The sequence below is a fragment of the Streptomyces anatolicus genome, assembly GCF_019400875.1.
Lineage (GTDB): Bacteria > Actinomycetota > Actinomycetes > Streptomycetales > Streptomycetaceae > Streptomyces > Streptomyces anatolicus.
Genome location: NZ_WMBF01000057.1, coordinates 1 through 22,040, shown reverse-complemented (window position 1 = coordinate 22,040; position 22,040 = coordinate 1). Strand labels below are relative to the sequence as shown.

19 protein-coding genes and 1 pseudogene are annotated in these 22,040 nt (G+C 69.5%); 12 read left to right on the top strand and 8 right to left on the bottom strand.

Annotation, left to right across the window (positions count from 1 at the left end; genetic code table 11):
* Positions 1-116 precede the first annotated feature (116 nt).
* Entirely contained in the window at positions 117-524 is a 408-nt protein-coding gene (locus tag GKQ77_RS08605) for a peptidase inhibitor family I36 protein (RefSeq protein WP_219688105.1), read from the bottom strand.
* A 99-nt stretch (positions 525-623) separates the two neighbouring features.
* Positions 624-995: a winged helix-turn-helix transcriptional regulator gene (locus tag GKQ77_RS08600; protein ID WP_219688104.1), complete on the bottom strand. Its 372-nt coding sequence runs from the start codon at positions 993-995 to the stop codon at positions 624-626.
* Between the two features lie 96 nt (positions 996-1,091).
* On the opposite strand from GKQ77_RS08600, the gene GKQ77_RS08595 reads away from it, so the two are divergent.
* Both GKQ77_RS08595 and proP read left to right on the top strand, forming a co-directional pair.
* Complete coding sequence (locus GKQ77_RS08595) at positions 1,092-1,733, top strand: NAD(P)-dependent oxidoreductase (protein ID WP_219688103.1); 642 nt, start codon at positions 1,092-1,094, stop codon at positions 1,731-1,733.
* 260 nt (positions 1,734-1,993) lie between these two features.
* Positions 1,994-3,475 (top strand): glycine betaine/L-proline transporter ProP, encoded by a 1,482-nt coding sequence (gene proP / locus GKQ77_RS08590; protein WP_219688102.1) that lies wholly within the window; start codon positions 1,994-1,996, stop codon positions 3,473-3,475.
* Here the strand turns inward: proP and GKQ77_RS08585 are convergent.
* Both GKQ77_RS08585 and GKQ77_RS08580 read right to left on the bottom strand, forming a co-directional pair.
* On the bottom strand, positions 3,457-3,702 hold the full coding sequence (locus GKQ77_RS08585; RefSeq protein WP_219688108.1) for a DUF397 domain-containing protein: 246 nt from the start codon (positions 3,700-3,702) through the stop codon (positions 3,457-3,459). The genes proP and GKQ77_RS08585 overlap by 19 nt on opposite strands.
* Positions 3,702-4,523, bottom strand: coding sequence for a helix-turn-helix domain-containing protein (locus tag GKQ77_RS08580; protein WP_219688107.1), 822 nt, complete (start codon positions 4,521-4,523; stop codon positions 3,702-3,704). The genes GKQ77_RS08585 and GKQ77_RS08580 overlap by 1 nt, the downstream gene beginning before the upstream one ends.
* A 156-nt stretch (positions 4,524-4,679) precedes the next feature.
* Between GKQ77_RS08580 and GKQ77_RS08575 the strand changes: the two are divergent.
* Positions 4,680-5,045: pseudogene (locus GKQ77_RS08575) on the top strand (ATP-binding protein); the annotation flags it as partial.
* 96 nt (positions 5,046-5,141) lie between these two features.
* On the opposite strand, the gene GKQ77_RS08570 reads toward GKQ77_RS08575, so the two are convergent.
* The gene (locus tag GKQ77_RS08570; RefSeq protein WP_219688101.1) at positions 5,142-5,402 is read right to left on the bottom strand and encodes a DUF6480 family protein; all 261 of its coding nucleotides are present in this window, start codon (positions 5,400-5,402) and stop codon (positions 5,142-5,144) included.
* Positions 5,403-6,152: 750 nt separating this feature from the next.
* Here GKQ77_RS08570 and GKQ77_RS08565 point away from each other — a divergent pair.
* From GKQ77_RS08565 to GKQ77_RS08535, 7 genes are all read left to right on the top strand, one after another.
* Positions 6,153-6,647 (top strand): hypothetical protein, encoded by a 495-nt coding sequence (locus tag GKQ77_RS08565; RefSeq protein WP_219688100.1) that lies wholly within the window; start codon positions 6,153-6,155, stop codon positions 6,645-6,647.
* Positions 6,648-6,676: 29 nt separating this feature from the next.
* Positions 6,677-7,561, top strand: a complete 885-nt coding sequence (locus tag GKQ77_RS08560) for a hypothetical protein (RefSeq protein WP_219688099.1) — start codon at positions 6,677-6,679, stop codon at positions 7,559-7,561.
* 250 nt (positions 7,562-7,811) lie between these two features.
* Positions 7,812-12,245: a golvesin C-terminal-like domain-containing protein gene (locus tag GKQ77_RS08555; RefSeq protein ID WP_308117592.1), complete on the top strand. Its 4,434-nt coding sequence runs from the start codon at positions 7,812-7,814 to the stop codon at positions 12,243-12,245.
* A gap of 136 nt (positions 12,246-12,381) precedes the next feature.
* Entirely contained in the window at positions 12,382-12,792 is a 411-nt protein-coding gene (locus tag GKQ77_RS08550) for a hypothetical protein (protein WP_219688098.1), read from the top strand.
* A gap of 583 nt (positions 12,793-13,375) precedes the next feature.
* Entirely contained in the window at positions 13,376-13,744 is a 369-nt protein-coding gene (locus GKQ77_RS08545) for an amidohydrolase family protein (RefSeq protein ID WP_258021031.1), read from the top strand.
* Positions 13,745-13,767: 23 nt separating this feature from the next.
* Positions 13,768-15,051, top strand: a complete 1,284-nt coding sequence (locus GKQ77_RS08540; RefSeq protein ID WP_219688096.1) for a TolB family protein — start codon at positions 13,768-13,770, stop codon at positions 15,049-15,051.
* Between the two features lie 124 nt (positions 15,052-15,175).
* Positions 15,176-16,330: a serine hydrolase domain-containing protein gene (locus GKQ77_RS08535; RefSeq protein ID WP_219688095.1), complete on the top strand. Its 1,155-nt coding sequence runs from the start codon at positions 15,176-15,178 to the stop codon at positions 16,328-16,330.
* A 56-nt stretch (positions 16,331-16,386) separates the two neighbouring features.
* Here the strand turns inward: GKQ77_RS08535 and GKQ77_RS08530 are convergent, their stop codons facing one another.
* Together GKQ77_RS08530 and GKQ77_RS08525 are read right to left on the bottom strand one after the other, a co-directional pair.
* Positions 16,387-17,040: a maltokinase N-terminal cap-like domain-containing protein gene (locus GKQ77_RS08530; RefSeq protein WP_219688094.1), complete on the bottom strand. Its 654-nt coding sequence runs from the start codon at positions 17,038-17,040 to the stop codon at positions 16,387-16,389.
* Positions 17,041-17,117: 77 nt separating this feature from the next.
* The gene (locus GKQ77_RS08525; RefSeq protein ID WP_219688093.1) at positions 17,118-17,930 is read right to left on the bottom strand and encodes an SAM-dependent methyltransferase; all 813 of its coding nucleotides are present in this window, start codon (positions 17,928-17,930) and stop codon (positions 17,118-17,120) included.
* Between the two features lie 170 nt (positions 17,931-18,100).
* Between GKQ77_RS08525 and GKQ77_RS08520 the strand changes: the two genes are divergently transcribed.
* Positions 18,101-20,707: a DUF6185 family protein gene (locus GKQ77_RS08520; protein WP_219688092.1), complete on the top strand. Its 2,607-nt coding sequence runs from the start codon at positions 18,101-18,103 to the stop codon at positions 20,705-20,707.
* Positions 20,708-20,719: 12 nt separating this feature from the next.
* Here GKQ77_RS08520 and GKQ77_RS08515 read toward each other — a convergent pair whose 3' ends face one another.
* Entirely contained in the window at positions 20,720-21,541 is an 822-nt protein-coding gene (locus tag GKQ77_RS08515) for an endonuclease I family protein (protein WP_219688091.1), read from the bottom strand.
* A gap of 259 nt (positions 21,542-21,800) precedes the next feature.
* Between GKQ77_RS08515 and GKQ77_RS34070 the strand changes: the two genes are divergently transcribed.
* Positions 21,801-22,040 (top strand): double zinc ribbon domain-containing protein (locus GKQ77_RS34070; protein ID WP_219688090.1); only part of this gene is annotated, 240 nt, incomplete at its 3' end.

Here is a 22,040-nt window from a genome sequence, read left to right as displayed (position 1 = left end):
GGCGTACGGGCGGGGCGTACGAGAGGGGGCGTACCGAGATGTCTCCCCCGCACGCCTCCCGCCTCTAACCGACCGTCAGCCTTCTACCCCCTCTTCTACCTCCCCCTGTCGGAAAGTCAGCGGTCCTCGCCGGGCGGCGTGCCGCAGCTGGGCCCGCCCGGCCCGTCGAACTGCACCGAGCTGAAGAAGTCCTGGTAGGTGGGGAAGAAGTTGCCCTTGCCGGTGGGGCCGGCGGAGGTCACGGCCGTACAGCCCGTGTAGTGCGCGTCGGACCAGAGGTAGATGGTCGAGGCCGTCCGGTTCCAGTCCGACTTCGCCCGGTCGTTCATGCCGAATGCCGCGAGATCCGGCGTGTTGCCCCGGAGCTTGATCATGTCGCCGGTCCCGTCGAGGCCGGAGAACATGCAGTAGTAGCCGTCGGGGCACCGGTCGTACCCGTCGGCCGCGTGCGCGGGGGAGAGCGGGACCGTGACGGCGGCCGTGGCGGCCGCCGCCACGAGCAGTGCGGAGAACTTTTTCCTCATGGAGGCTCCTCGGGTTCCGTGAACTGTGCAGAAGCCTCGCCGATCCGCTCGGCGTGCGCGATCCCCCACAGGAGTGCGCCGGGCGCGGGGCCCCTCGGGTCAGTGGTCCGGGGCCGGACGCGCGGGCCCGGACAGGCGCGGGAGTTGGTCGAGGTGCTCGCGCGCCCACGCGCAGGCCACGTCCATCGGGGCGAGCAGGGAGCGCCCCAGTTCGGTGAGGGCGTACTCGACACGCGGGGGGTTCTCGTCGTACGCGGTCCGGGTGAGCCAGCCGTCTCGCTCCATCGCGCGCAGCGTCTCCGTCAGGACCTTCGGGGCGACGCCCTTGAGCGGCACCTTCAGCTCGGTGAACCGGCGGGGCCCGTCCTCCAGGCAGCGCAGGATCAGGCCGCTCCACTTGTCACCGACCCGGATGGGCATGCGGTGCCCGCAGTGCGGGTCGAACATATCGGCGCTCAAAGGTGCGGTCATGCCCCGACGATAGAACCGGTTCCGTTGAAGTAACCGGCCACCTCCCGCTTACCGTCCTCCTCGACCGGCCCGAACGGGCGGTGCGGAGAGGAACACATGAGCAAGATCGTGATTTTTGGCGCAGGCGGACGTGTCGGGCGCGCGGCGGTGGCGGAGGCCGTGCGGCGCGGGCACAGGGTGACGGCGGTGGTGCGGGACCCGGCCAAGTACGCCGACCTCGGCGCTTCGGATGCGGTAACGGTGGTGCGCGGTGATGTGACGGACGCGGACGCCGTGGCCGAGGCCGCCGAGGGCCACGACGCGGCGATCAACGCCACCGTCCGCCTCGACCTGCCGTCCGAGGAGTACTTCACCTCGGCCGCGCGGGCACTGGTCGACGGCCTCGGCCGGGCGGGGGTGGGCCGGCTCCTGGTGCTCGGCATCGCGACGACGCTGGAGGTCTCGCCGGGCGTACGGGCGATGGACGACCCCCAATTCCCCGAGGAGTACCGGTCGTTCTCCCAGGGGCATGTCGCGGAGTTCGAACTGCTGCGGGCCGAGGCGACGGGCCTGGACTGGCTGATGGTGGTCCCCCCGATGGACCTGAACGCCGAGGCCGAGGCCACCGGGAGCTACCGGGGCGCGGTCGGCACGGTGGTGGGCCAGGGCCGGATATCGCACGCGGATCTGGCGGTGGCGCTCCTGGACGAGATCGAGGAGCCCCGGCATCACGGGGTGCAGTGGGCGGTCTCGCACTGACCTCGCCGTGGTCGGACGCGAACCGGTCATCGGCAGCGGTAGCGGTAGTCGTAGCGGTAACCGGGTCTCAAGTCCCTCGTGGCAGGGACTTGCGGCCCTCGCCGCGAGGACTATCAGCGGGCACGTTCCCGTCCGCCGACTGGCAGTGTTGATCGACGCCCGCAGGGCAGAAGGATGATCAACAACCGTCAGCCCCACCGAACGACCGACGCCGGTGCCGAGGCCGACGTCGACGCCGACGAGAGAGTGACTGAGACACCGTGAGCGCGCCCGAAGCACCAGAAACACCGGCACAGCCCGCTCCGGAGGCCATCGCCCGGCACCGCGCGCTCTTCCGGGCGATCCAGCGCCGCAAGCACCCGCGCCTGCGCCAGTCGGACATCACGGTCACCGAAGAGGCGCAGGTCAAACGCGCGGTGAAGGCGACCGCGCTGGGCAACGCCATGGAGTGGTACGACTTCGGCGTCTACGCCTACCTCGCCGTCATCATCGGCAAGGAGTTCTTCCCCTCCGGGAACGACACCGCGCAGACCCTCTCCTCGCTCGCCACCTTCGCCGCCGCCTTCCTGGTCCGCCCCATCGGCGGCATGTTCTTCGGCCCGCTCGGCGACCGCGTCGGCCGCAAGAAGATCCTCGCGCTCACCATGATCATGATGTCGACCGCCACGCTCGCGATCGGCCTCATCCCGAGCTACGCCACCCTCGGCGTCTGGGCCCCGGTCCTGCTCGTCCTCTGCCGCATGGTGCAGGGCTTCTCGACGGGCGGTGAGTACGGCGGCGCCGCCACCTTCATCGCCGAGTACGCCCCCGACAAGCGCCGCGGCTTCTGGGGCTCCTTCCTGGAGTTCGGCACGCTCATCGGCTACACGGTCGCCGCGGTCCTCGTCACCACGCTCACCATGCTGCTCAGCGACGACGCCATGCAGTCGTGGGGCTGGCGCATCCCGTTCCTCGTCGCCGCCCCGCTCGGCCTCATCGGCCTCTACCTGCGGCTGAAGCTCGACGAGTCGCCCGCCTTCCAGAAGATGGAGGAGGGCGAGGGCCCCGCCGCCGAACGCCAGAAGAAGTCCTTCAAGGACTCCTTCATCGGCCAGTGGCGGGCGATGCTGCTCTGCATCGCGCTGGTCGCCGCGTTCAACGTCACCGACTACATGCTGCTTTCGTACATGCCGACGTACCTCACGCAGCTCGGCTTCGGCGAGACCGGCGGACTGATGTCCATCGTGATCGTCATGCTGATCCTGATGGCGCTCATCAACTCCGTGGGCCGCCTCTCGGACCGCATCGGCCGCAAGCCGGTCCTGATGGCGGGCTCGGTCGGCTTCTTCGTCCTCGCCCTCCCCGCCTTCCTGCTGATCAAGCAGGGCGGCACGGTGGCGGTCTTCACGGGCCTGCTGATCCTCGGCCTCGCCCTGGTCTGCTACCTCGGCGCGATGTCCTCGTCGCTCCCCGCCCTCTTCCCCACGGACGTGCGGTACAGCTCCCTGTCCATCGGCTTCAACATCTCCGTCTCGCTCTTCGGCGGTACGACGCCCCTGGTCGTCGCCGCGCTGATCGGCGCGACCGGCAACGACCTGATGCCCGCGTTCTACACGATGCTCGCGGGCCTCGTCGGCATCCTCGCGGTCGCCGCGATGAAGGAGACGGCCCGCCAGCCCCTGGAGGGCTCCCCGCCGTCGGTAGCGACGGACGAGGAGGCCAGGGAACTGGTCGCGGCCCAGCGTCAGTCGCGGGACGCGTAGCCCAAGAACTCCGCCCAGGCCCGGGGCTCCAGCGCGAGCTGGGGCCCTTCGGGGTTCTTGGAGTCGCGTACGTGGATGGTGGTGGGGCAGGGGGCGATCTCTACGCAGTCTCCGTCGCCGCCGCTGCTGTAGCTCGACTTGCGCCAATTCAGGGCTACTTCTACGCAGTCGTCGCCGTCTCCGCCGCTGTAACTGCTTTTGAACCAGGCCAGTTCGGGGGTGCCCATCATGCTCCTCGCAGCCGCTTCAGCAGATTCACAGACTCTTCGAACGAGAGAGCCTGTGTGCGCATCCTGGCATACCGCATGTGGAGCACACTGACCTCTTGCGGGTCGGAGATGAGCTGGCCACTGCGCTGCCCCTCCGCATAGGCGAACCACTTGTTCTCCGGCGTCTCGAGCAGCCGCATGGGACCGTCCATCCCGGCATGACTCTCCCGCTGTAGCGGCATGATCTGCACCTCGATGTTCCTGCGCTCGGCGAGCGCCAGCACATGGTCGATGAGTTCCATGGTGACGTCATGCCCGCCCGCATGGCGCAGGAACAGGTGTTCCTCCAGGATGAAGCTGTACGCCGTGTTCGGCCGCTCGATGAGTACAAGCTGCCGCTCCATGCGAGCCGTCAGCTTCTCCCCGATCTGCTCGTCGCTGAGGGGCGGAAGTCGGTTGGCGAACACCGTGCGAGCGTATGCCGGGGTCTGCAACAGACCGGGGATCACCCGGCATTCGTACGTATAGAGGGCGATCGCCTCCTGCTCCATCTCGGCCCACTGGCGGAACCACTTGGCAAGCCCCGGCTTCCGCGTGAGCTGATTCGCCGCCAGGCGCAACGTACCGAACGCGTCCAGTGACGCCTCGCAGCGATCGACGAATCCCGGGGGCGGGAACCGCCTGCCCTGTTCGATCGAGGCCAGGAAGTGGGAGGAGCAGCCGACTTCGACGGCCAGTTCCTCCTGGGTCACCGCCGCGCGCTTGCGGAAGCTTTTCAGGACGGCGCCGAAGGTCTTCAGACCGTCCGACGCCTCGGGCTCTTTACTGCTTGACGACATCTCGGGCAACCCCCGACGCTCGTGTACCGATCCCCGCCAACGCCCCAATGGTCACGGACGGTTACCCGCCGTGTCCACCCTTTGTACTCGTACGCTGACGGAGCGTACGGGTTTGGTTGCTGGTGCACGGGTCGCGGCGGGGCCACGGTGGGCGCCATGCCAACGCAAGCCCAACCCGCGACCACTGCGCGGGAATTCACCCAGCGTCTCAGCGCCACGCCCCGGGGCGCCCGCCTCGCGAGGCGGCTCGCCAGGTTTCACATGGACGGCTGGGGCATCGCGTACGACAGTGAACTGTCCGACACGGCGGAGGCGATCGTCGCCGAGCTGGCGGCGAACGCGGCGACGCACGGCCGTGTGCCGGGCCGCGACTTCGAGCTGCGCCTGACGCTCCGCGTGGACACGCTCCGTACGGACACGCTGCGTATCGAGGTGAGCGATACGCGCGCCGAACGTATGCCCCCTAGAACGCCAGAACCCCCGGAGGCCGACGGGGAGTCGGGCCGGGGGCTCGTGATCGTGGCGGCGCTGGCGGCGGAGTGGGGGGTGGTGGAGAGGCAGGTGGGCAAGACGGTCTGGGCGGAGCTGCGCTGGGACCACGGGGCCGCGGTGGCGGTGTCAGAGCAGCAGGACGAGGGCGTAGACGAGGAAGAACGCGGCGATCAGCAGGGAGAGGCCGAGGATGAGGGCGAGGGGGCCCTTCGACCATCCCTTCGGCGGATCGTGGGCGGGCCCCGTCTCCGACATGCCGCCGTCCGCGGGCGGACTCTCGCCCGGCGGCACGCCCCCGCCGGGCTGCGTACCTGAGGTGCGGCGCGGGTCCGGCTCCGGGTCCGGGGCCGGATCCGGGTGCTGGTCCGGGGGTGGGGGAGGAATCATGCGACCCAAGCTCTCACGCTGCTCGCTGTGAGTCGGAGCGAAGCGCGGGCGGCGCACGCGGAGTCCGGGCGGAGATACACCCGGACGGGCCAGCGGTAGCGTACTGCCGACTGACACTGCGGCCCGGCGGGGAACTGCGCGAGCAACCACGACGCACCCGCACACGAGAACAGATTTGCTTGTGCCATCAACTAACGTCGTGTGAGTGGGTGACTAGCGGTCGCCTTCACTCCGTGACGGCATGAGAGGTCTCGCCGCAAAGGCGTACTGAGTGATTCGGAGCCAAGGTCCCACGCGCGGCGCGAACTTGTGAAGCTCACGTGAAGCCGGAGCGGTCACCGGCCCGCGGTGGAGCGGCTGTGGAGGCTCCCCGGTGAGGCACGGGCGGTGCTGCTCTCCCTCGTGATTTCGCCTGGCTTCTGCTGGTAGGGGCCGCCTCCCCACCGCAGGCATATGCCTCGGATTGGTTTAGGCCAACTTGGATCAACCCGGCGCCTTGCGCACGCGATCTTCACCGAACCTGCTGATGGGTGAGGGCCCCAAGGGGCGGGCGGAGCGCCGGGTGGTGGGGCCTCGCAGAGCCTCGTGACGCCCTGGTGTGCAAATGAGCCAAGGGGGATGACCGGTCTGTTGTCGGTGTCCCGCCATGCCTAGGGTGATCGTTCGTACGTTCCCATTGCAAAACTCTGGAGCGTGCAAATCACTGACTGCGGGGGCAGTCAGGGGAGTTCAACGCTGAAAGGACACCGAATGCGCAGGGAAACGAGAAGACGGAGGCTGGGGAAGGGCGTCGCGCTGGCGTCGGGCCTCGCGGCCGTCGTCATCGGTACCGGGAGCCCCGCCGCCGTCGCCCTCGACACGGACAATCTCTACAGTCCGCAGGCGTGCAAGGACCCCTCTAACTCGAAGTTCAAGCTCCATCTCTGGTACGAGCGCGGCCAGAACGGGGTTTATCGGAACATCGGCCACAGCGTCTATAACTTCAATGACGTGCCGGATGGGGTCGTGGGGGTCACGTCCGCGCTGCGCTTCTGCCCTCAGGGGGCGAGCAATCCGTGGCCGGGCTCCAACAAGAAGCTCAAGAACCGGGCCGCGTCGGGTGAGAACGAGCACTACAAGTACAAGGCGCGGGTGTACTACCACACCGGCTACAGGGGCGCGCAGGACGTGATGAACCCGGGTCAGAGCATCGCCTGGTTCCGGAACGTCTACAAGAACAACGCGTCGTTCAAGTGGACCAGGTAGTGCGCTCGGAGCAGAGGGGGGAAAAGAGCATGAAGCTGATAGGGAAGACGATTGTCCCGGTCGGGATCCTCGCGGTCGCCGCGGGGGTGGGTGGCATGTACCTCACGACCGGTCAGGCCGCATCGGACGGGGACCGCGAGTCGAGCGTGCGGAGCGCCGGCGCCCAGGCGCAGGTCGCACGGGCCTACGTGGGGGACCCGGAGGACCCGGCGACCTGGCGCCTCCCCGTTGAGTCGTACATGCCGACGAAGACGCAGGTCAAGGTGGTCACCTCGTCCCGGGACGAGCTGATCGACCAGTGCATGAGCGCTGCTGGGTTCGACGCCTGGAAGCCCGCTCCCGACCTGCCCGAGCTCGGCGGGAAGACCCTGACCGACTGGCGCTACGGCCTCCACGACGGCGAACTCGCCGCCGAGCGCGGCTACCACCCCGACAAGGGCGAGCAAGAGACGTACGACAAGGCGATGGAAGCCGGGGCCGTCGACGAGTCGGGTGCCGACGAGGCCACGCTGAAGGGCTGTGTGCAGAAGGTCGACGGCAAGGTTCCCGACGCGCAGTCACCCGCCATCGTCGAGCAGATCAACGGTGAGTCCTTCGTGAAGTCCAAGGAGGTCCCCGAGGTCGCCGAGGCGTTCGCGAAGTGGTCGTCCTGCATGAAGGGCAAGGGCTACGACTACAAGCAGCCGTTGGACGCCAGTGACGACCCCGCCTTCGGCGACCCGGAGAAGGTGACGCCCGAGGAGATCGCCACGGCGAAGGCGGACGTTGCCTGCCGCGATGAGCACGACGTCGAGCGGACGTGGTTCGACGCGGAGTCGAAGATCCAGCGTGCCGCCATCGCGGAACACCTGGAGGAGTTCAACGACGCCGCCAAGGCGACGAAGGACGCGGTCGCCAAGGCGAGGGCGGTCTGACGCGCCTCGCTCTCCCGGCGGACCGAGGCGAATCCTCCGCCCGCTTCACCGAGGGGTGAAGGAGAACTCTCGCCGCCTCACCGAGCGATGACGGTGGAGGCCCCGCCACAGATGCCGGCCCCGGTTGCCGTTTGACCACACGGCCGCCACGGCCGGTATCTCTCTTTTTCTATCCGGCCCCGGCAGCGCAACACGCATGCGGGGGCCGCGGTCGTGCTGCCCGCGCGACCCACCACGACGAGGAGACGAAGTGAGAATCGGCAGGAGAGCACGGGCTCCGCTGGCGGCGATCGCCGCCGGGGCCGTGCTGGGGGGAATGCTGCAGGGCGCGGCCTGGGCCGACGATCCGCCCGAAGCGCCGGTCGGCAGTAAAGCCACGATGCCCAAACCGGCGAAGGAACAGCCCGACACGGTGCCGCCGGGAGACCGGAAGTCCCTGCTGGGCGGCGACTACAAGAAGTCCGGGGACCGGGCCTGGGCGACGACGAGCGACGCCCACGGCTTCCACCTTCTGACGGCACGGGAGAAGGACGGCTACGCCTGGAAGACGACGGCGTCGCTGTCCGAGCCGGGGTTCGACACGGACGCCTGGATCGGCAACGCCTGCGTCACCGGCTCGGGGAAGCGTGCCGTGGTGGTGTACGCGCCGCGCACGTTCACCAACAAGCCCGAGCTGATGGCGCGCGGTGCGTTCGCTGCCGTCGTGCAGTTGGAGACGGGAGCGGTGACGAAGCTTCCGCTTCAGGTATCGCTGTCGTACTACAACCCGGGCTGCGGCGTCGGGGAGAGCGCCGTCCTGACCCAGTCCGGCGGGGAGGAGAAGGGCGCCACCCGGCTCACCAGGCTGGACGCGGTGACAGGAAAGCTGTCCAAGCCCGTCGAGACCAAGGGGCAGGTGACGTCCGCCGTCGTCGCGAAGGGCGGCGCGATCGTGGCCGCCGCGGGCGCACAGGTGGTCCGGGTCGACGGCGACGGCAAGCAGACCCCCTTGGTGCGCACGGACGCCGTACCGTACCGACTGACCCCGGACGCCGACGGCGGCCTGGTCTTCCTGGACCGGCAGCGGGCGCACGGCAAGAACACCGCGACGGACAAGGGCCGTTCCGAGGCCCCTGGTGGCCGCACGACGGCCATGACTCGGGTAAAGCGCATCACCTCCGGTCAGGCCGGTACGCCCCGTCTGGCGAAGAACAGGGCGAAGGTGCTGGCCACAGGCCCGCTGACCGAAACCGGTCTCACCCGTGGCGGCGGTACCGTCTATGTCACGGGCAAGACCCGGCCGAGCGCGAAGCTGCCCGGGACGGTTCGGAGGCTGGCCGGGACGCCCAAGGACGCCCTGGTCTCCACCCGGGGTCAGGCGGTCCTTACCGAGACCGCGTGGACCGACGGGCAGGGAACCCTGATCCGCGCCGACGCGGCAGCCGGCCCCCGCCCCGTGAACGTGAAGCTGACCGCGCTGGACAGCGGCAAGAAGGTCGCGTTCACCGTGGAGCCCGGCAAGCGGCGCGCCTTGTTCAGCGCCCAGGGCAACGAGCGCACCCCCGCGCTTCCGCACGGCAAGGCACGCCGCGGCGGCAAGGCCGCGAACAGCGCGGGCCTTCGGGCCGGCGTCTCCGGCCGGAACGAGATCGTGGAGTCGGAGCGCGTCTGCTCGGTACCCCGCAACGATCCGCGCAATCAGGCGACGCAGCCCAAGCCGCGCCAAGTCGAATGGGCCGTCAACCAGGCAGTTCGCGGCAACCTCGACAAGCACGCCAGCCGCCCGGCGAACTGGAAGAACCTGGGCATGCCTGCCTACAGGCCTCAGACGCTCTTCCCCAAGCCGACCCTGGAAGGCGGCGGCAACGTGCCCGCGCAGGTGATGCTCGGCGTCACCACGCAGGAGTCCAACATGTGGCAGGCCTCCCGCTCCACGGTGCCCGGCGTCACCGGCAACCCGCTGATCGGCAACTATTACGGCATCGATTACTACGACGGGAACCCGGACAACGACTGGGACGTGAACTGGAACGGAGCCGACTGCGGCTACGGCATCACCCAGGTCACCGACCACATGCGGATGGCGGGCCGGGAGCACGGCAAGGGCGGGACTGCCTGGCCGTACGAGAAGCAGCGTGCTGTCGCCCTGGACTACAGCGCCAACGTGGCCGCAGGCCTGCAGATCCTGGCCTCCAAGTGGAACGACACCAGGAAGGCCGGGCTCAAGGTCAACGACGGCGACTCGGCGAAGCTGGAGAACTGGTCCTTCGCCCTGTGGGCGTACAACGCCGGATTCCACCCGAACAAGAACGACGGCAAGCCGTGGGGCGTGGGCTGGGCCAACAACCCCGCCAACCCGGAGTGGGACGCCGGACGCGACCCCTTCATGGAGAAGAGCAACGGCGACGAGGACGCATCGGACGCCGCACACCCGCAGGACTGGCCCTACCAGGAGAAGGTCCTCGGTTTTGCCGCGCACCCGCCGGCGTTCATGGAAGCTCCCGGCACGATGGTGCCCGCGTTCCGCGCCGCATGGTGGAACGGCACCGAGGGCAGCGCCCAGGTCGAGGGCTCGGCCAAGTACAACCGCGCGCGCGTCAAGCCGCCGGAGGGCGTGTTCTGCACCTCCGCCAACGACTGTGACCCCGGCAAGATCGGTGACGGGGCGGAGAACGAGGACGGGGCGGGCCCCTGCAAGCGCGGTGACTTCAAGTGCTGGTGGAACAAGTCGGTCAAGTGGAAGGACAAGTGCGACTACTCCTGCGGCAACGACTTCACCCGCTTCCCCGTGGACTGGGCCGAAGAGCCCGACGGCACCGCCTACCCGCCAAACTGCAACACCACCGGCCTGCCCGCCAATGCCCTGATCGTCGATGACCTGCCCGCGGGCACGACGCCAGTCAGATCAGGGTGCGCCATGGCTCCTCTCGCCAACAACGGCAGCTTCAGCCTCGACTTCGTGACGGAGGAGGCCGGCCTCGGCCACGACGGTACGACCCTCGTCCCCGTGTGGCCCGCCAAGGTCGACATCCATCAGCTCGGCGCGGGCTTCGGCGCCCACTTCTACTTCGGCCACACCCGCCAGAACGACCAGAAGGGCAACCGCCTCAAGTTCACCGGCACCTGGAAGTTCACCAAGGACGTCAAGGGCCCCGCGAAGGTCATGGTGCACCTGCCGGACCACGGAGCCCACACCGCGTACGCGAAGTACGAGATCGAAACGGCCAAGGGCACGCGGACCCGGATCATCGACCAGAAGAACATGGGCGGCGGCGGCAAGAACCGCTGGGTGAACCTCGGCGCCTTCATGTTCGACGGCGCCCCCAAGGTGAGGCTGAGCACCACCACACGCGACGGCACCGGAGACGAGGACATCGCCTTCGACGCGATCGCCGTCGCTCCCATCAAGGGCAAGTACGCCGAGCACACGGTGGACGCGGTGGGCCTGTTCGACGAGAACCAGAACATCGACGGCGACGAGAAGAGCTCCTGGATCGTCAGCTCGCCGTTCGAGACGCGGCAGAAGCTCTACGACTGGGGGCACAAGCTCGCCTCGGACACCGCCGCCATCAAGGACTGCGAAGGCACGGACCTGTACGCGAGCTGCCTGGCCCCGAAGACCAAGGCCGCCATGGAGCGGTGGAAGGCCGAGATCGAACGCGCGGGCACCGATCCGGTCAACCACCCGGACGGCAGCAGCCTGGCACGGTGGATCGGGTTCGCCAACAGCCACAAAGACCGGCCCACGAGCGCGACCAAGCCCTCGCACTTCGACACCGACGACGGCCGCTACAAGATCCGTTCCAAGGCCAAGGTGTCCTTCGTCGTGGGCGAGGACGGAAAGATCGTCGACGGCAGCCAGGCCGTCCAGTACGACAACCGCACGGGCGACACGCACCTGCCGTCGTACCTGATGGACTTCTTCACCGCACTCCACCAGGACTACGGCATCGAGCCGCCGGACCTGACATACACGACCAAGGACCTCAACGAGCACGACGGCCGCAACTCCACGGCGGATCCGACCAAGACCGGGGTGATGCCCGGCCGCGCCTACGCCTTCGCGGGCCGGGCGCCGGAGCTCACCGACAACAACACCTGTGTCGCCGCGCTCTACACCTCGGGCGGCTCCATCGGTTACCGGCCCATGATCGGTGCCAAGTCCGCGTCGAAGGCCATGGACCGCTGGCAGCAGCGGGTCTACGACGACAAACGGCTCTCCCCCTTGGTCGTGAAGATCGCCACGGAATCATTCCAGGCCATGTTCAACACAGGTGGCGCGACCGGGCCCGTCGCGGGGTCGGTCTTCGGCCAGGCTCCGCCCATCTGGCAGGAGCTGAACTTCAAGGCGTGCGCGGACGGCTCGATCAAGAAGCGCGGTGACAGCCCCGTGCTGCGCTCCAGCCACATGCCCGACCAGTACCTGTACCACAACAACCAGGCCATGGACTTGGACGGCGGTTCCCGCGACTCGAAGGGACCCGTGACGACGGGGGACTTCGTGCGGTTCAGCCGCGTCCCCGACCCCGGCAGCGGTGCTCCGCTGTGGGCCAATCCGTTCGGCTCGTGCACCTCGGACAGCGGTCACAGCGGAAACCCGTGGGGCATTACCTCGGTTCCTCCGTCCGACCCCGGTACGAACCCGAAGCGGGCGTACTTCTGCGCCGACAAGGATCTGGAGGGGGCCCCCGAACACAGCGGTTAGCCTGATGGACCATGCTCGCCTCAGGCGCGCGGCCACCGCCGCGCGCCTGGGGCGAGCGCGCGTCTCGTCGTCACCACCTGCCGCGGCAGGGCGCACACACGAGGGCCGTGGAGCGTGGAGCTACCGGAGGACACACATGCTGGCCATCATCGCGCTGCTGGGCACGGTGGGGTTCATCCTCGCTCTGAGGGGCCAGGGCGGTTGGTCCCGGCTTGGCGGAGCGGTAGCGGGCACCGCCCTGTTCGCTCTGTTGCTCGTCCCGTTCGTCAGTACCGCCGCGCTCTTCCTGGCCGTCTCGGTCATGGGCGTGATCTTGGGGCTGATGCCCCCATTCGACCGGGAAACGGCGCCGCGGGCCCACGCGGGCTGGCTGTTCTGTCTGCTGCTCGCCATGGTGGGGCTCTTCCTCTGGGCCACCGTGGGAGACACCGAGATGATCGCCCTCACCCTCTTCCTGTTCGGCCCCGGAGCGATCGCCGCGGCAGGTCGCTTGGTGTACTTCCTTCGCCGCCACGACCGGGCGGCTAGGAGGCATGACGGCCAGTGACGCCCGCCCGGCCCGGCCACGCCCACCGCCGTCGGGCAGACGTAGAGCTGCGGGTCGGGGCCTGCTCAACCCGGAGCAGGTCACCGAATACCCCGACCACCTTGAGCTGAGCAAGGAACTCCAGGAGCAGCGCGGCAACTGGAGCCTGTGGCAGGTAGCCGAGACGGCCGTGGGCAGCGCCTACGCGTCGTACCCGCAGGAGTTCTACGACAGCGAGTCGGCCGGCGCACCCGGCTGGAAAGTCGGCGGCTGGCCTCGCTGGGGTGCCACCGATCCCATCCCCCGGATCTGCCCGACTTGCAACAGCGAGATGGTGGCACGGCTCGGGCAGGTAGGCGTCGAACTGCATCGCGGGTGGTTCCGGCGGCGCCGCGTTCTGGGAGCTTGCCGGGCGCACGGCGGACACGTCGTCGCTGCCGCCGCTGAGCCAAGTGCTCGGCTGGCTCGTGGAGATGGCCCGGCGGGACCTGCCCATCTAGCTGCACCCCACCCGGGGCGTGGGCTTTGCCGACTACGCCATCGAGGACACCTCCCGGTACGAGATCTGGTGGGCGCTCGGCTGGCCGTACGAGACGTGGGGGCGATGATTCCCTCCCTCGAAGGGCGGATCCGGCTCGGCTGGAGCGAACAACTGGGCAGCCGCACCTCGGGAGATGACCTCGCACGGCTGCGGAGCACGGCGCTGCCGTGTCCGCCACTGGAGTATTTCCGCCGCTTCTACGCCGACACGGCACTTTCGGGCTCCGCCATCGGCATCCGGTGTGGCCTGGACTTCTTCGGCACCGACCACGTCCTGTTCGGGACGGACTGCCCCTTCGATCCGGACGGCGGTCCCGGATTCATCCGCGAGACGATCCGCGTCCTGGACACACTGGACCTCACGGACACCGCTCGCGAGCAGATCTACCACGGCAACCTGCTGCGTCTGATGCGGCCGGCCACGAAGGGATGAACATGGTCACTTGGAGACGTGTCGTGACGGCGGCCGTCACGCTCACCGCGACGCTGCCCCTCCTCGGCGCGGCACCGGCGCCTGCCGCGGCACACTGGCGTTCCCCCGCCCCGCGTACGGAGATCATCAGTACGGCGGCCGACGGCACGCGGGGCGACGCCCGCTCCATCGCTCCCGAGATCAGCCACAACGGCCGGTACGTCGCCTTCGACTCCGAGGCGTCCAACCTGATACCGGACGACACCAACGGCCGCGGTGACGTCTTCGTCCGCGACCGCCGCACCGGCTCCCTCACCCGTGCCGGTGTCGCCGACGACGGCAGCCAGAGCCAAGAGGGCTCCTGGTACGGGGCGTTGAGCGGTGACGGCCGCGTCGTCGGCTTCTCCTCCGAAGACCCCGCGTTGGCGCCCGGCGAACGGCCCGCCGACGGCGACTACGCCTACGTACGCGATCTGCGCGAGGGCCGCACCGAGTTCGTCGGCATCGGCCCGGACGGCGCGGCCTTCCGGCGCTCCAGCCTCGCCGCGCTCAGTGGCGACGGCCGTTACGCGGCCTTCTTCGGGTACGTCGAGGTGCCCGGGCCCCCCTTCTCCAAGGCCACGCTCTACCTGCGCGACCGCGAGCGCGGCACCACGGAGCAGATCAGCGAACCCCTTGCCCCTGGGCCGCTCCTGAGTGACGTGACGCTCAGCGCGGACGGGCGCCGCGTGGCCTTCCGCGTGTACGACGACAGCAGGGTGAACATGGCGAGCGCGGTGTACGTACGCGACCGCCGCACCGGCCGACTCGACGTCGTCGACCACACGCCGGGCGACCCGGCGCCGGTCAGCCGTTGGTACGGGCAGCCGTCTCTCAGCGCGGACGGGCGCTTCATCGCGTACGTGACCAACCGGGACGGCAAGCCCGCCAACCACCCCTACGCCCTGTGGGAGGTCTTCGTCCACGACCTCCACACCGGCCGCACGGTCCTCGCGAGCACCGCGCCCGACGGGGGCCCGCTCGACAAGGCGGCGAGGTCGCCGCGCATCAGCCCCGACGGGCGGTACGTCGCGTACACCACGGGGGCCTGCGCCACCGCCGAGCCGGGGTGCGGCTCGGCGGCCTACCTGCGCGATCTGCGGCAGCAGGGCCTCGCGGCGACCCGCCGGGTCAGCGTCGCCGCGGACGGCGGCTTCCCCGATTACGGGGCGGAGGCCCCGGTCCCGGCGCGGGGCGGCTGCCGGGTGGCGTTCCAGTCGGACTCCACGAATCTGGTGCCCGACCACCCGGACCGCACCACGGACATCTACGTCCGCCGCCTGTGCTGAGCCGCATGGTGCCCGGCAAGGCGCGAAAGCGCTCAACCCGCTCAGTGGCAGGCAACCCGCTCCTCCGCCGCCGTGTCCCTTCCGTCGAAGATCAACGATCCTCGACGGAAGGACCTACCCACTCATGAGAGCAACCCGCAGCCTGCGCCTCGGACTGGTGGGAGCTGTCGCTCTCACGGCGACCTCGCTCGCGGCCGGCGCGGTGGCCGTCCCCGGCTCCGCGCCGGCCACCGGCGACCACAGTGCGACACGGGAAGCGATGGACGCTGCTGTGCAGGGCGGCGTTCCCGGTGTCGTCGGGCAAGCGAAGGACAAATTCGGTACTTGGAAAGGCACTTCGGGTGTCGGTGATCTCACGACCGGGCGGCCGCGCTCGACCGAAGACCACTTCCGGGTCGGCAGCATCACCAAGACCTTCGTCGCCACAGTGCTGCTCCAGCTGGAGGCGGAGGGCCGCCTGTCCCTGGACGACAAGGTCGACAAATGGCTGCCCGGCGTGGTCCGGGGCAACCTCCACGACGGCCGTCGGATCACCCTCCGCCAGCTCCTCAACCACACCAGCGGCATCTTCAACTACCGTGACGACAAAGAGTTCGTGCGGACATACATCCTCAAGGACGCCTTCTTCCGGACCCGTTACGACACGGTCCCCCTCGACCAGCACGTGAAGTACGCCATGGCGAACAAGCCCGACTTCACCCCGGGCACCTCCTGGAAGTACTCGAACACCAACTACTCCCTGGCCGCGATGGTGATCGAGAAGGCCACCGGCAACTCATACGGAGAGGAGATCCGCCACCGCCTCATCAAACCGCTCCGCCTGCACGCCACCTCCGTCCCCGGTACGAACCCGAAGGTGCCCAGGCCGAGCAGCCGGGCCTACGCGAAGCTCGCCGACTCCACCGAGGGCCCGAGCTACGACGTCACGGAACTGAACCCGACACGCGCCGGAGGCGGGGGCGACATGATCTCCGGCGCCGCCGACCTGAACCGCTTCTACTCGGCCCTGGTGCGCGGCGAGCTGCTGCCCAAGAAGCAGCTCGCCGAGATGAAGACGACCGTCGAGGCCAAGGGGCTCCCTGGCGTCCGTTATGGCCTGGGCCTGGCCGAGCGCGAGCTGAGCTGCGGCGTCACGGTCTGGGGCCACCACGGCGGCATCACCGGCTGGACCTCGGAGGCCGTCACGACAGCCGACGGCCGCCACTCACTGGCCTTCAATTTCAACGGGGACTGGTCCGGGGACAGCGACGCGGTGATCGAGGCGGAGTTCTGCGACTAGGGCGTGCCTTCCGGAGTTCTGCTACCAGGGCGTGCTTTCGAGACGGCTGACACGCTTCAGGCGCTCAGGACGGCGAACAGCCCTCGCTCGCGGGAGCCGTCCGGGGTCTGCCAGACCCCGGCGACGTGGCCGATCGCCTCGGGCGGTGCGACGGGCGCGTCGTCCTGGGCGGGGCGCAGGACGCGCTGGAGACGGAAGGTCATGCCCTGCGGCGCGGGCAGCCGCGTGCTCTCCTGGTCGTCGGTGACGGCAGTGGTGAGGTCCGGGGTGAGCGGGGAGCCGTCACCGGCGTAGGAGCGGGTGATGTCGCGGTCGAGGGCGTCACTGACGCTCTGGGCCTGGGCCTGGACCCGGCCCTCGACAAGGGCGAGCAACTGGGCGGCGAGCACGGGGTCGTGGCAGCCGTCGTAGGCCCAGCGCGGCCCCAGCACCCCGTGCTCCATGGTGCCGACGAGCGCGTGCTCCGCCCCGTCGAGCGGGGCGCCGCGATAGGTGAGCGGCACCAGATAGGTGGTCGGACGGTCGCCGGAGGTGTCGGTGACGATGATGAACTCGATCCCGACCGCGCCCTCCGGATCATCCAGCCGAAATCCGCCGGCCTTGACCAGCGCCGGCTCATCCGACCCGAGGTACCACGGCCGCGAAGGCAGCCAGGAGGTCAGCAGCTCCAGCTTGGTCGGCTTGAGTTCGGTCTTGTAGATGACGGCCATGCCGTTGCTTCCTTCCGTTGGGCGGGCGCGCCGGGGCGCCCGAGTTGGCGAGGGGAGGGACCGGGGACGCGGGGGCGTTACGGCTTGCGGGCCACCGCGCCGTACGCGTCCACCGTCGTCGCGTCCTCCACGTCCGGGCGCCAGCGCGTGACCTGCGCGACGCCCGGCTCCAGCAGTTCGAGGCCGTCGAAGAAGGCGCCGATCTCCTCGACGTCGCGTACGTAGTAGGGGATCGCGCCGCTCTTGTTGTACTCGTTCGACGCCGCGATCATGCCCTCGCTGGTGGCCGTCGAGTCACTGATCACCAGGTAACTACCGGACGGCAGACCGGCCATGAGCCGGTCCACCAGGTCGCGGGCCCGCTCGTGGTCGGCGACGTGGCCGAGGGTGTTGAGGATGATCAGGGCCACCGGCCGCGAGAGGTCCAGCGTCTTCGCGGCCTCCCGCAGGATCGCCTCGGGGTCGTAGAGGTCCGCGTCGATGTACGCCGTCTCACCCTCGGGCGTGCTGGTCAGCAGGGCGCGGGCGTGGGCGAGGACAAGGGGGTCGTTGTCGACGTAGACGATGCGCGCGTCCGGGGCGGCGCGCTGGGCGACCTCGTGGGTGTTGTCCGCCGTCGGCAGCCCGGTGCCGATGTCGAGGAACTGCCGCACCCCCTGCTCTATCGCCAGGTGACGCACCGCGCGGCCGAGGAACTGGCGACTGGTGCGGGCCACGTCGACGAGGCCGGGGAAGATCTCCTTGATGTGGTCGCCGAGTTCGCGGTCCTTCTCGTAGTTGTCCTTGCCGCCGACGAAGTAGTTCCAAAAGCGTGCGGAGTGCGGCTTGCTGGTGTCGATGCGCGCGCGGACGTCGGCGGCGGAGCCGAGCTGGGGGTCGTTCTCTGACACGGAGCCTCCTGGGACCTACATCAGGTAGTTCGACGATCAAGCCCCAATCTAGACGCTCCCGCGACCTACCCTGGATCACCGCTTGGCCACCTCGCGGAAGCGGGCATGTTCCTGGAGACTGGCTGGGGCGGTGACTCGGTTTCAGGGGGCGGTTGTTGAGGACACGCGCGGTGCTGTTGCTGGTCGTGTTCTGCGCGGTTCTCTGGCCCGCCCCGGCCGGAGCGGAGGCGGAGCCCGGGGGAGTACGCGAGAAGCCGGTGGACCGGTGGTGCGCCACCGCGGGCCTGGACAAGGCCAAGGCGAGCGCCGCCATCCGCCTCGCACACGGCGGCACCGTCCACACCAAGGTGAGCGCGCGGCTGACCGTCCACGTCCCGTACTCCTGGCGGTACGCCAAGTCCCTGCTGCTCAGCGAGGACACGAGCGGATACCGCCGTGCCATGGGTTGCGTCGCCCGCCCCTTCGCGACGCAGCACCGCTGGTGGAACGAGTGGCGGCCGAAGGGAAGCCCACGGGTGGCCGCGGAGAAGGGCGGCCTGCTGGTCACGCTGGACACCTTCTCCTGGATCGACGAGGACAACGGCGAGTTCACGCTCGGCCCCTGGAAGGTCGAGCAAGGCACGGCCCGCTGGCGGCTCCTCTTCGAACCGGCCCCTGGACTCCACCGCGTGAACTGGACGAAGATCCTCGTCGACCCGGGCGCCCCCGGAGCCGAGTCCGCCCGGCCGGAGCCCGCCACGCGGGAAGGCGCCACCGCGCTGGTGTGGCGCCCCGAGGGCGAGGAGGCGCCGCCGCCCGTCGCCGTACGGATCGCACCGGGGTGGCAGCGCTCGTTCGCGGCGCAGGACGACCGCTTCCTGTTCGCCAACTTCCACCACGGCGGCAATCTGGCCTGGACGTTCGTGATGTCGGGGCTGATGCTGTACGCGGCCGCCCGGCTACGGCGGCGCGCCGGGGCGAGCACCCTCGAACTCCGCTCCGCGCGGATGCTCGGTGACTGGGCGTGGGTCTCGGCCGGTACCGCCCTCGTGTTCGACGGCGACACCATCGCGCTCCGCTGGCTGAAGGCCCTCGGCGACGACGAGCTGTGGACGGCGAGGGAGCCCCGCCTCGTCTTCGCCGCCTCGGTCTGTACGGCCGTCCTGCTGCTGGCCTTCGGACGGCCGCCCCGGCCCATCGTCGGAGCGGCCCTGGCGCTGACCGTGCCCGTACTTGGCGTGGCCTTCCAGCCAGACCTGTTCGGTCTGCCCGACGACCTCGACATCAGCGGCGGAACGTCGTACTTCGCGTTCTCCTCGCTGTGCGTCGCGGGTGGCTGCGCCCAGGCGCTGACCTTTCTGGCGTTCACCGCCGCCGCCTGGCGCCTGGCCCGCGAGGGCGATCTGATCCCGCCGAGCGGGAAGACGCCGGGGGTGACGCGCGAGCTGCTGCTGCGGTACGCGGGCCCGGTGATCGTCGCCCTCACCCTGGCGGTCGGCGCGTGCTACTTCCTGGCCGTCGAACGCAACTGGCAGCGCGCCGCTTGGCTGAGCCGGCACACCGAGGCCCTGTACGGCCTCCAGCACCGCGGCGAACTGCGCGGGCACGTCACGTGGTTCATCGTGAACAGCCAGAACTGGTGGCTGACGGTATGGCTCCTCACCGGCCTCGCCCTCTTCGCGGCGCTGAGGGGCGCTGCTGCGCGGCCTTCGACCACCATCACGCCGCCGCCCGGCGCCGCCCCGCCCCCCGGCTCGCTCGCCGACGAGCCCGAGGGGCGGCGGCTCCTGTTGCTCTTCTTTCCCGTCATCGTCGGCATGAGCCTCGGCTACTTCGCCAACAACGCCGTGTTGAGTGCCCTATGGATCTTCTTCAACATGGCGGCCCTGCGGCTGGTCATCGCCCTCGGCGCGCGCAGAGCCGTGCTTCACCGCGTCCTGGAGTCCTCGCCCTCGAAGGAACGGCTCGGCGTCACCGTCACCGCCGCGCGGCGCGCCGACATCCTCGGCCGGGCCCGCCGCTACCGCGAGATCCACGCGAAAATGCGCCGCCTCGACCAAGGCCAGTCGGATGACGACATACTCCAACGCCGCCTGCTCGAACAGGAGGTGCGCGGCCTGCACGCCTGGACCGACAGCGCGGGCGCCACCGGACGGCTGCCGGCCCAGGTCTCGGTCGTCGACGTGGCGCTCGCCCTCGGCCCGCGCGACACCTGGTGGGACAACGGCCGCAGGGCCGCCGTCATTGCCTGCTTCTTCGGCATCCCGGCGAGCGCGGTGGTCGTCTGGTCGGGATGGATCCGCGGCGACCAGTGGCGCGCCAACCTGTACTACGGCTTCGGCCTGCCCGACACCGTCGAGGGCTTCCTCCTCTGGCAGACCTGCTGGGCGGGCGCGGGCTTCGTGCTCGGCGCACTGTGGCGCTCCCTGCCGGGACGGCGCGGCCCGGTGAAGGCGCTGGCCGTCGCCGCGGCCTTCGCTCTGCCCGCCGTTCCCGAGGCCCTGGGCAACTTCGCCGTAGACCAGGGGCACGGCGACCTGGTCCTGATCGTGGTGACGATGCTGCCCGTGCTCACCCTCACCGGAATCGCCCTCGACCTGGAGATCTTCCAGGGCGAACGTCGCTTCTGGCAGAGCCGCGTCGGCCTGCTCCTGTCGATCTACCAGATGCGGTACTTCTCACTCCAGCTCGCCTACCTGGTCGCGCAGGCGGTGGCACTGGTCACGCTCTGGCAGTTCTTCGCCGACACCGGCGGTGGGCCACCGCCCAAGGAGTTCGAGGGCGGTGGCGGGCGGTGACGGACAGCTAGGTCACCAGACCTCTTCCACCCACTCCGGGTGGTCGATGAACGGGTTCCTGTTGTGCTGGTACTTGTCGAATATGACCTGGTTGCGGTTCTTCTCGAAGGCGTCCGGCGGGTCCTCGTCGTTCCACTGCTTCAGGACCGAGAGGCGGCCAATGGCGGGCGCGCTGCCGTTGTCCACCTTGTCGTTGGGCTCCAGGTCGGGGAAGCCGGACTCGCCGTCGTAGCGCACGGCCATGTAGAGGATCATGCGGGCCACATCGCCCTTGACCGCGTCCCGGGGCTCGAACGAGTCGCCGTCCGTGAGGTTGCCCGGCGCCCCGGCGACCGCGCCGCCGCCGTTGTCGAAGTCCTTGTTGCCTCGGATGCTGTTGACCGTGACGTCCTCGGGGCGCAGATGGTGGATGTCCGTGCCGGGGCCGGTCGCCGTGCCGAAGTCGCCGTGGGACTTGGCCCAGACGTGCTCGCGGTTCCAGTCGCCCTGGTCGCCGCCGCTCGCGCTCTTGGCCCGCGAGGTGCCGGTGTAGAGCAGGATCACGTTCGCGCTGTTGGCCGGGTCCTGGTCGGTGGTCTTCAGCGCGTCCCAGACCTGGTCGTACGAGAGCTTGGTCTGGTCGCTGACGATCGTGTGCAACGCGGACTTCAGCGCGGGGCCGGTCTTGCCGAGCGCGTCCTTGTAGTACGTGTCGTCATAGGCGCCAACCGCCAGGGGAGCCGGGGCCGTTGTGGGGGACGCGGTGGCCGTGGCCGTGGCCGGCACGGTGATGCCGGCGAGCACGGCGGCGGTCAGGGCGAGGGGTTTCCAGCGGCGTACGCGGGGGGCGGGCATGTGGGGGGTGTCCTTTCCCGAAGTGCTTCAAGGGGCGTGCGGTCTACGCGAGTTGACCGATCAACCATCGGGAGGGTGGCACGGATGTGCGTACGGCCGTGTGAACGTCGTGGGTCGGTCGGGTAACAATGTCATGTACGCGTTCAGCGGGCGTGAGGTGGGACGGTCGGGGACTGGCGCGAATCCGCAGGTCAGAGGCGTGACTCCAGCGCGCCGAGGGGAGTGCGGAGTGCTAGCGTGGGGATGAGGAAGCGATGTCATGCGTTGCCAGTCCTGCGGGTTCGAGAATCGCGTCGGCTCTGCCTACTGCGAACAGTGCCGCACCGCGCTCACCCGCCCCTGCACCTCCTGCGGCGACCCCGTTTCGGCCTCCGCGCAGTACTGCCCGGCGTGCGGGGCGCCGACGTCGGGCGGAGCGGGTGGCCCCCCGAGTGGGGGTGGCCCCCCGAGTGGGGGTGGCGCCCCGTACGCAGCCCCGAGCGCGAGTGGAGGCTGCCCC